This is a genomic window from Streptomyces sp. NPDC101490 (assembly GCF_044767145.1).
Classification (GTDB): Bacteria; Actinomycetota; Actinomycetes; order Streptomycetales; family Streptomycetaceae; genus Streptomyces.
Genome location: NZ_JBIWNI010000050.1, coordinates 1 through 7,781, shown reverse-complemented (window position 1 = coordinate 7,781; position 7,781 = coordinate 1). Strand labels below are relative to the sequence as shown.

General features: G+C 75.2%; 5 protein-coding genes and 1 pseudogene. 5 read left to right on the top strand and 1 reads right to left on the bottom strand.

What is annotated here, in order from left to right:
* Window positions 1–620: 620 nt before the first annotated feature.
* Complete coding sequence (locus ACIRQY_RS35560; RefSeq protein ID WP_403932988.1) at window positions 621–1,694, bottom strand: transposase; 1,074 nt, start codon at window positions 1,692–1,694, stop codon at window positions 621–623.
* Between the two features lie 137 nt (window positions 1,695–1,831).
* Between ACIRQY_RS35560 and ACIRQY_RS35555 the strand changes: the two genes are divergently transcribed.
* From ACIRQY_RS35555 to ACIRQY_RS35535, 5 genes and pseudogenes are all read left to right on the top strand, one after another.
* Complete coding sequence (locus ACIRQY_RS35555; protein ID WP_351796715.1) at window positions 1,832–2,740, top strand: zinc-binding dehydrogenase; 909 nt, start codon at window positions 1,832–1,834, stop codon at window positions 2,738–2,740.
* Between the two features lie 482 nt (window positions 2,741–3,222).
* Window positions 3,223–4,005: pseudogene (locus ACIRQY_RS35550) on the top strand (SGNH/GDSL hydrolase family protein); the annotation flags it as partial.
* Between the two features lie 522 nt (window positions 4,006–4,527).
* Entirely contained in the window at window positions 4,528–5,652 is a 1,125-nt protein-coding gene (locus ACIRQY_RS35545) for a bifunctional DNA primase/polymerase (protein ID WP_403932985.1), read from the top strand.
* Between the two features lie 80 nt (window positions 5,653–5,732).
* Window positions 5,733–7,160, top strand: a complete 1,428-nt coding sequence (locus ACIRQY_RS35540) for a phage/plasmid primase, P4 family (protein ID WP_403932991.1) — start codon at window positions 5,733–5,735, stop codon at window positions 7,158–7,160.
* A complete protein-coding gene (locus tag ACIRQY_RS35535; protein ID WP_351796709.1) occupies window positions 7,157–7,561 on the top strand; it encodes a DUF6009 family protein in 405 nt (134 codons plus the stop codon). The genes ACIRQY_RS35540 and ACIRQY_RS35535 overlap by 4 nt, the downstream gene beginning before the upstream one ends.
* The last annotated feature ends 220 nt before the right edge of the window (window positions 7,562–7,781 follow it).

The window sequence follows — 7,781 nt, the reverse complement described above, 5'->3', positions numbered from 1 at the left end:
GGGGGGGGGGGGGGGGGGGGGGGGCGCCCCGCCCCCCCCCCCCCCCCCCCCCCCCCACTCCGCCTCCCCGGGACACCGTCCGCGCAGACCTGCCGTCACTCCCGCCCGGAGACCGGGCCGGGCATCCCGTACTTCGGGTCGCGTGTGGTGCCCCTGGCGCTTGTGGTGCCCGTGGTGCCCGTGGCGGCGGGGATCCGGGGCGGCTGTTCCAGCCTCGCGCCGGTGCCGTCCGCACGGACGCTCCAGCGGTCCGTCATGAACGGGCCAGGCCACCGGTCACCGGACCGGGCACGGCCCCGGGAGCCGGCCCGGCCTGGTGACCGGCCTGCCCGCCCCCGGGCGGGCGGCCCCCGGTGCAGGGGCCACCAGTGCAGGCCCCCGGTGGCGGGGCCGGTGCCGTCGGCCGGACGGAGTCCTGTGCCCGGGGGCCGTGGCGGAGGGCTTCCGCTCCGTGCGGGTCAGGTGCGCCGCGGCGGGCCCGGCCGGCACGCCGTCCCACCCGCTCCGGCCGCAGCCGCTGCGCGCGGGCCTCCCGCGGGCTCCGGGCCTTGCACGTCCCGGGGCGGGTGCGGGGCGGGCGGGGCGGCGGTCGCGGGAGCGGGTACCGGGCGGCGTACGGCTCACGCCGGTTCGTCCTCGCCGAGTTCCAGGGTGTCCACCGCGTACGCCGCCGACACCAGCGTCATGTGGTGGTGCCAGCCGGGGAACGAGCGGCCCGTGAAGTCCGCCATCCCGTAGTCCTGGGTGACCGCCGTCAGCGCCTCGCCCGACGTGGCCCTGAGCCGCAGCAGCGCGAGGAAGTCGTTCGACGCGCCGTCCAGCATGTTCGTCAGCCACACCCGGCGGGGGCGGTCGCGGGCCGGGGACCACTCGGCGAGCAGCCGGAAGCGGCCCGTGCCGTAGCCCCGCAGATCGAGGCGGGCCGGGGAGGCGAGCGTCACCAGGGGTGCGCGTACCGGCGGTTTGAGCACGTTGGCCCGCAGCCGCTCGGTCTCGCCCAGCGACAGCAGGAAGTCCGCGCCCCGGTCGAGGAGTCCGGCGGCGGCCCGGCAGGTGTCCCCGGCGTCGCGCAGATCGAGGATCACGGGCCGTGTCCCGCCCCGCGCCGTCTGCGGGGCCTCGTCCAGGAGCTGGAAGGCGAGCTCCTCCAGGCAGTGGCGGCGCACCCCGTCGGGGACCCGGCCGCGTTGCCGGTGGTCCGCGTCCTCGCCCCAGGCGCGGTTGAGGTAGAGCCGCCAGTCCACGGGCAGGCTCCGGCCCCGTTCGGTGAGGAACAGGCCGAGTGAGACCTGGCAGTTGACGGAGCCGCCGGTGGGGGTGGGCCGCCGGTGGACGCCCACGATCTGTTCGCCGTACTTGGGGACGAGGGCGAGTTCGAGGACGGTGGCCCGCAGGTTCATCCGCTGGGCCGCGAGGCGGCCCAGCGCCCGGCGGGACGGCTGCCAGTCCCAGGGGCTGTGGTTGACGAACTGCTGGAAGGCCTGGAGGTCCGCGGCGCAGTTGGTCATCGCGCGGACCGTCTTGCGGCCGGGCGAGGTGAGCAGCGCCCGCAGGTACGCGGTGGCGCAGCGGCGCTGGTCGGAGCGCGGCAGGCCGGCGAACACGGTGTTCACGAACCAGGCCGGGACGGGGTCGTGGTGTTCCTGCCCGGGGTGGTCCGGTGCCGCCGGTCGCCCGGTGAGCCGCTGTGTCATCTCCGCCCCTTGTCCCTCGGCCTGTCGGGCTCCAGAGTGGCGAGTCGTTCTTGAATCCCGCGTGAGTGGTGGGTCCGGGCCGGGGACCTGGTGGACCGGCATCCGGTGGACGCGGGCTGCCGGTACGGTGCCTGATCATGCTCGCGATACAGTTCGACCGTTTCGGCGGTCCCGAAGTCCTCACCGCGGTGGATGTGCCCGTCCCGGTTCCCGGGCCCGGGGAGACCCTGGTCACCGTGGAGGCGGCCGGCGTGAACTTCGCCGACACCCTCCAGGTGGACGGGTCCTACCTCTCCGCCGATCTGCTGCCCCATGTGCCCGGCGGTGAGGTCGTCGGCAGGACCGGGGACGGGCGCCGGGTCCTGGCCAAGGTCACCGGCGGGTACGCGGAGCGGGTGGTCGCCCGGGAGTCCGCTCTCGTGGTGATCCCCGAGGAGCTGGACGCGGGCCGGGCGCTGGCCCTGCTGACCCAGGGGCTCACCGCCTGGCACCTGCTGCGCTCGGCGGCCCGGCTGCGGCCCGGGGAGAGCGTCGTGGTGCACTCGGCGGCGGGCGGGGTGGGCAGCCTGGCGGTGCAGCTGGCCCGGGAGTTCGGTGCGGGCAGGGTGCTGGCCGAGGCGTCCACACCGCGGAAGGAGCGGCTCGCCCTGGAGCTGGGCGCCGACGGGGTCGCCCGGTATCCGCTGGCCCCTCGGGCGGACGTGATCCTGGACGCGGCGGGCGGGGAGCTGTTCGACCGGGCGCTGGGCTCGCTGGCGGACTTCGGGCGGCTGGTGACGTACGGGAACGCGTCGCGTACCGCGTTCGCCGCGCTGGATCCGGCGAGGCTCAGCAGGCTGAACGCCGCCGTCGTCGGTTTCTGGCTGCGGCCCGCCCTGGCCCGGCCGGGGGGTTTGCGCGAGCCTCTGGAGGAGCTGATCGCGCTCACGCTCCGGGGGCGGCTGCGCCCGGTGACGGGTGTCGAGTACCCGCTCGCCGAGGCCCGTAGGGCCCACACCGATCTGCGGGAGCGGCGTACGACGGGCAAGGTCGTCCTGCGGCCCTGACGGCGGGAGAGCGGACGGCCGGGACCGGACCGGGAGGGTGAACGGCCGGGGTGGTGGACGGCCGGACAGTGAACGACCGGGAGGGTGGACGGACCGGTCCCTTCGGCCGGTTCGCACGCCCGCTCCGGCAGAAACAGACCGCGCGTGCGGAAAACTGACACTCTCTTCGCTCGGGCATTGGCCCGGCGCCCCGCCCGGTCCGAAGCTGGGGCCACGAGACGGCGCGGGAGCAGGTGCCTCATGCCCTGACTGCCCTGCCCGTGCCGCCTCGCCGTGACTGCGCCGGTGCCTTCGGGGCACCGGCCGGAACCGAAAGGACGGGAGGCCAGAAGATGAGGGAAGCGACCCGTCCGCCGACCGCCCGGTCCGCCCCCGGCCCGTCGGCGGCATCCGCCACGGGCCCGTCGGCGGCGTCCGCCCCCGGTCCGTACGCGGCGCTGAGCGTCGGCCCGCACGCCGTGCCCGGCGCGAGCCCGCACGCCGTGCCCGGCCCCGTCGCGTACCCGGCTCCCGGTATCAGCTCCTATGCCGCGCTCGGTGACAGCTTCACCGAAGGTGTCGGGGACGAGACCCCCGGGGGCGACGTGGTCGGCTGGGCCGACCGGCTCGCCGCGCAGCTGGCCCGGCACTCCCCTGGTCCGGAGTTCCGGTACGCCAACCTGGCGGTGCGGGGCAAGATGCTCGACGCGATAGTCGAGGAGCAGGTGCCCAGGGTGCGGGAGTTCGCACCGGATCTGGTGAGCCTGTGCGCGGGCGGCAACGACATCCTGCATCCGGGCAGTTCCCCCGACGACATCGCGGTGCGTCTGGACGCGGCGGTCGCCGAGCTGGCGGGCGCGGCGGGCACGGTGCTGGTCTTCACGGGCTTCGATCCCCGTGACACGCCGGTCCTGCGCAGGCTGCGGGGGAAGATCGCGGTCTACACGGCGCATGTCCGTGCCATCGCCGACCGGCACGGCTGTGTGGTGGTCGACCTGTGGTCGCTGCGGATCATCCAGCATCCGCGTGCCTGGAGCGAGGACCGGCTGCACCTGTCGTCCGAGGGCCACGAGCAGGTCGCCCGGCGGGCCGCCGACGTCCTGGGTCTTCCCCACCAGCCGGAGCCCGCCGCGGCCTGGGCGCCGGAGTGCCTCCCGTGGGCGGCCGGACAGCTCCAGGACCTGCGCTGGCTGCGCGCTCATCTCCTTCCGTGGGTGGCGCGTCGGCTGCGCGGCCAGTCGGCCGGGGACGGCATGAGCCCCAAACGCCCCGACCTCGCACCGCTGGCGGGGGACGCGTCACCGGCCCAGGCGGCCCCCCTCGTACCCACCGCGCCACCGGCACACACGGCGCCACCAGTAGACACGGTGTCACCGGCACAGGCAGGACCGCCGGTACACACCGCGCCCCCCGCACGGCCGGCACCACCCGCACTGCCGGCGCTGCCGGTTCAAGCGGCACCGCCGGTACACGCACCACCGCCGGCACGGGCGGCATCGTCGGCACGGGCGGCATCGTCGGGAAAGGCCACGGCCCCCTGACCTTCGCCGCCCGCTCCGCCGCCCTCGGGCCCCCTGACGTCCTGACCCACGGCCGCCGTTCGTGCGGAACGCCCGCCGGAGAGTGTCGGGACCGCCGAGGCTGCCGGGCGAACCCGGTCTTCCCCCCACCGGTTTCGCCCGGCACCTTGCGAGCGCTGACGGCGCACGGACCCGGCCCGGTCTCGGCCCGGCCCTCCTCCGGCCCGCTCGGAGCATGTTCCGGCGTTGAGCCGCTTCGGTCGCTTCGGTCGCTGAGAGGACCATCTCATGCCCCCTGACCTGGGGAAGTCACCCAGCGACTCAAGGTGTCGCAGCGACAGCGGCCGGGGCGGCGGGCGTCCGGTGTCCGGCCTTCAGACCGCCCTGTGGTGCGCCGGGAGGGGATGGCCCGTGCATCCTCTCGCGCCCCACCGCAAGACACCCGGCGCGAACTGCCGGGAGTGCCGGGTGCGGGCCCACACGCCCCGGGACTGCCCCTGCATCCCGGCCGGACGCTGGTGCCACGGCTTCCACGCGGCCACGACCGACGTCAGCAGGATCCGGGCGTGGTGGGGGCGGCGGCCCGGCTCCGGCGTCGGTGTGGCCTGCGGCGGCGCCGGTCTCCTCGTCATCGACGTGGACGCCCACGACGCCCCGCTCCCTGGGCGGGAGCGGCTGCTGCCCGGCATCACCGTCCCCCCGGCGGTGTCCCTCGACGGGCTGCGCCACGGTTTCCACAGCCTCGCCCTGCTCGCCGCGCTGCGCGGCCGGCCCGATCCGGCCGGTGACTCCTCCACCCTGCGCGTCCGCACTCCTTCAGGAGGTATGCACATCTGGTACGCGGCGCGGCCCGGACAGGCGTGGCGGTGCTCGGCCGGGTCGAGCCCGTCGCGGGCCCTGGCCTGGCAGGTCGACGTACGCGCCCACGGCGGCTACATCATCGCGCCCGGTACCGTCACCGCCGCCGGGCCGTACACGGCGCTCCAGGGCGCCCGGCGTCCCGCGCCGCTGCCCGGCTGGCTCGCCCTGGAACTGGCCCGCACCGGGCACCTGCCCGCACCGCCGCCGCCGGGCTCCGGTTCCCCCGTGCCGCGGCGGGCCGCCGCGGCCGTCATCGCCGCGGGCGGCGGGCGGGCCGCCGCCGCCCGGGCCCTGGCCACCGTGCTGGCCGAGGTGTCCGACTGCGCCTTCGTCCCCGAGGGCGCGGGCTTCAGCGGCAGGCTCAACCGTGCCGCCTACACCGCGGGAGGGCTGGTGGGCGCCGGGCGTCTGAGCGGCGCCGACGCCGAGTCCGCCCTGCTGGCCGCCGCGCTGCACGCCCGGCCCGCCCAGGAACGGCGGGCCCTGGGGATCATCCGCGGCGCGATGAACGCCGGCCGGCAGCGTCCGCTGATGCCGGGAGACCTCTCGTGACCCTTGTTCCCGGGCCCCCGGGCGGGCTGTTCGACCCGGCGGAGGTGGCCCGGCAGATCCTGCTCTCCGCTCCGCGGGACCTGGCGCCGCTCGCACCGCCCGCCGCGGTGGCGGGCGGTGCGGGCGGGGACGGCCTGCTCCCGGACAGTCTCAGCGACCGGGGCAACGCGAAGCTGTTCGTGACCCTGTACGGGCGGGACTTCCGGCACGTCCCGGGCATCGGCTGGTACCGCTGGTCGGGGTACCGCTGGGCCCTGGACGAGGACGACAGCGTCGTGTGGGCCGCCGGGGAGATGGCCGAGTCCCTCGCCGAGGACGGACCGGCCGGCCGGCACAGCACGGCGGACCTGCGCCGCCACAAGCGCCGGGCGCTGTCCACCTCCGGCATGAAGGCCATGCTGCTCCAGGCCAGGGCCGCACCCGGCATGGTGCTCAACGCCGCGCTCCTGGACGCCGACCCGTACTCGCTGTGCACCCCCGGCGGGGTCGTCGACCTGGCCACCGGCCGGCTCTCGGACCCGGACCCGGACCGGCACTTCCACTCGCGGGCCACGAGCGTGGCCCCGCGCGCGATGCGCACGCCCCGGTGGAACCGGTTCCTCACCGACACCTTCGGCGAGGACGACGACGGCCACCGGCTGGTCGGCTTCCTCCACGAACTGCTCGGCTACTCCATCACCGGCGACGTCGGCGCCCAGATCATGCCGTTCCTGTACGGGCAGGGGAAGAACGGCAAGAGCGTCCTGCTGGACGTGATGGTCAAGCTCCTGGGGGACTACGCCGACGCCGCTCCCCCGGGCTTCTTGATGGCCCGTCCCTTCGAGGGCCATCCCACGGACCTGGCGGAGCTGCACGGCCGCCGCATCATCGTGTGTTCCGAGCTCAAGCCCGGTGACCGGTTCGACGAGGCCCGGGTGAAGCTGCTCACCGGCGGCGACCGGATCAAGGCCCGCCGGATGCGGCAGGACTTCTTCAGTTTCACCCCGACGCACAAGCTCTGGCTGCTGGGCAACCACCGTCCCGAGGTCGGGACCGGCGGATACGCCTTCTGGCGCCGTATGACACTGATCCCGTTCGAACGGGTCGTGGCCAGCGACCGGCAGATCGACAACCTCGCGGACGTCCTGGTGAGCGAGGAGGGGCCGGGCATCCTGCACTGGCTGGTCCGCGGGGCGGGCCGGTACCTGGACGGGCCCCGCGATCTGACGGGCCCCGACCAGGTCCGCACGGCCACGACCGCGTACGCCGAGACCGAGGACCACACCGGGCGTTTCCTCGGCGAGTGCTGCACGCTGCACCCCTCGCTGCGCGCCGAGCAGCGCCAGCTGTACAACAGCTACACGGGGTGGTGTCAGATGGAGGGTGCCAACCCCGTCTCCTCCCGCTCCTTCGCCGCCCGTGTGCGTGAAACCATCGGTATCAGCACCCCCAAGCAGATGATCTTGTCGAATCAGCGGAAGTTCTACCCGGGCATCGGGCTCGACACCGAAGGGGGCGGAACGCCATGAGCGCGCTCATCGAACCCGAGCAGCTCAGCTCCGAGACGGAACTGGTGTGGCTGGAGGACATCGCCGCGCTCGACTACGTGCGCCAGAGCCTGGACCGGCTGCCGACCCGCCGGGGCAGACCCGCCTATCACCGGGCCGGCCGGATGGTCGGCTACGCGGTCCTGGGACCAAAAGCCCGTTCCTCGCGGGCCTCGGGGACGTTCGTGCGCCGGGTCTTCTGGCTGCTCCCCCACGACCGGGACGGACAGCCCGCGGGGCTCTACGCGTCCGGCGCGCCGTCCGAGGCCGTCGACCCCCGCACGGTGGCACCCCGCGTCAAGGGATACCGGACCCGGCGCTCCGAGGGCGGTCCGGAATCCGCCGCGATGCGGGAGCTGGGCATCACCCTGCCCGAGGCCTGAGCCTGAACACAGACCCCCTCGAACCTGTGAGGTGAGGTGAGGTGACGTCGAGCCGGGCCGCCGCCGCAGGTTGTACGTCACCGCCGAGAGGCCGCGCGGCCGCCGTCGCGGCCCCGGGCCCCGCCGCACACCCCTCAAGGCCGCAGGTCTCATACCGCATGCCTCAGGCCGCTGCCGGTCCTGCCGGGGGCTGCCGGGCGCTCGCCGCAGCGGCCTGAGG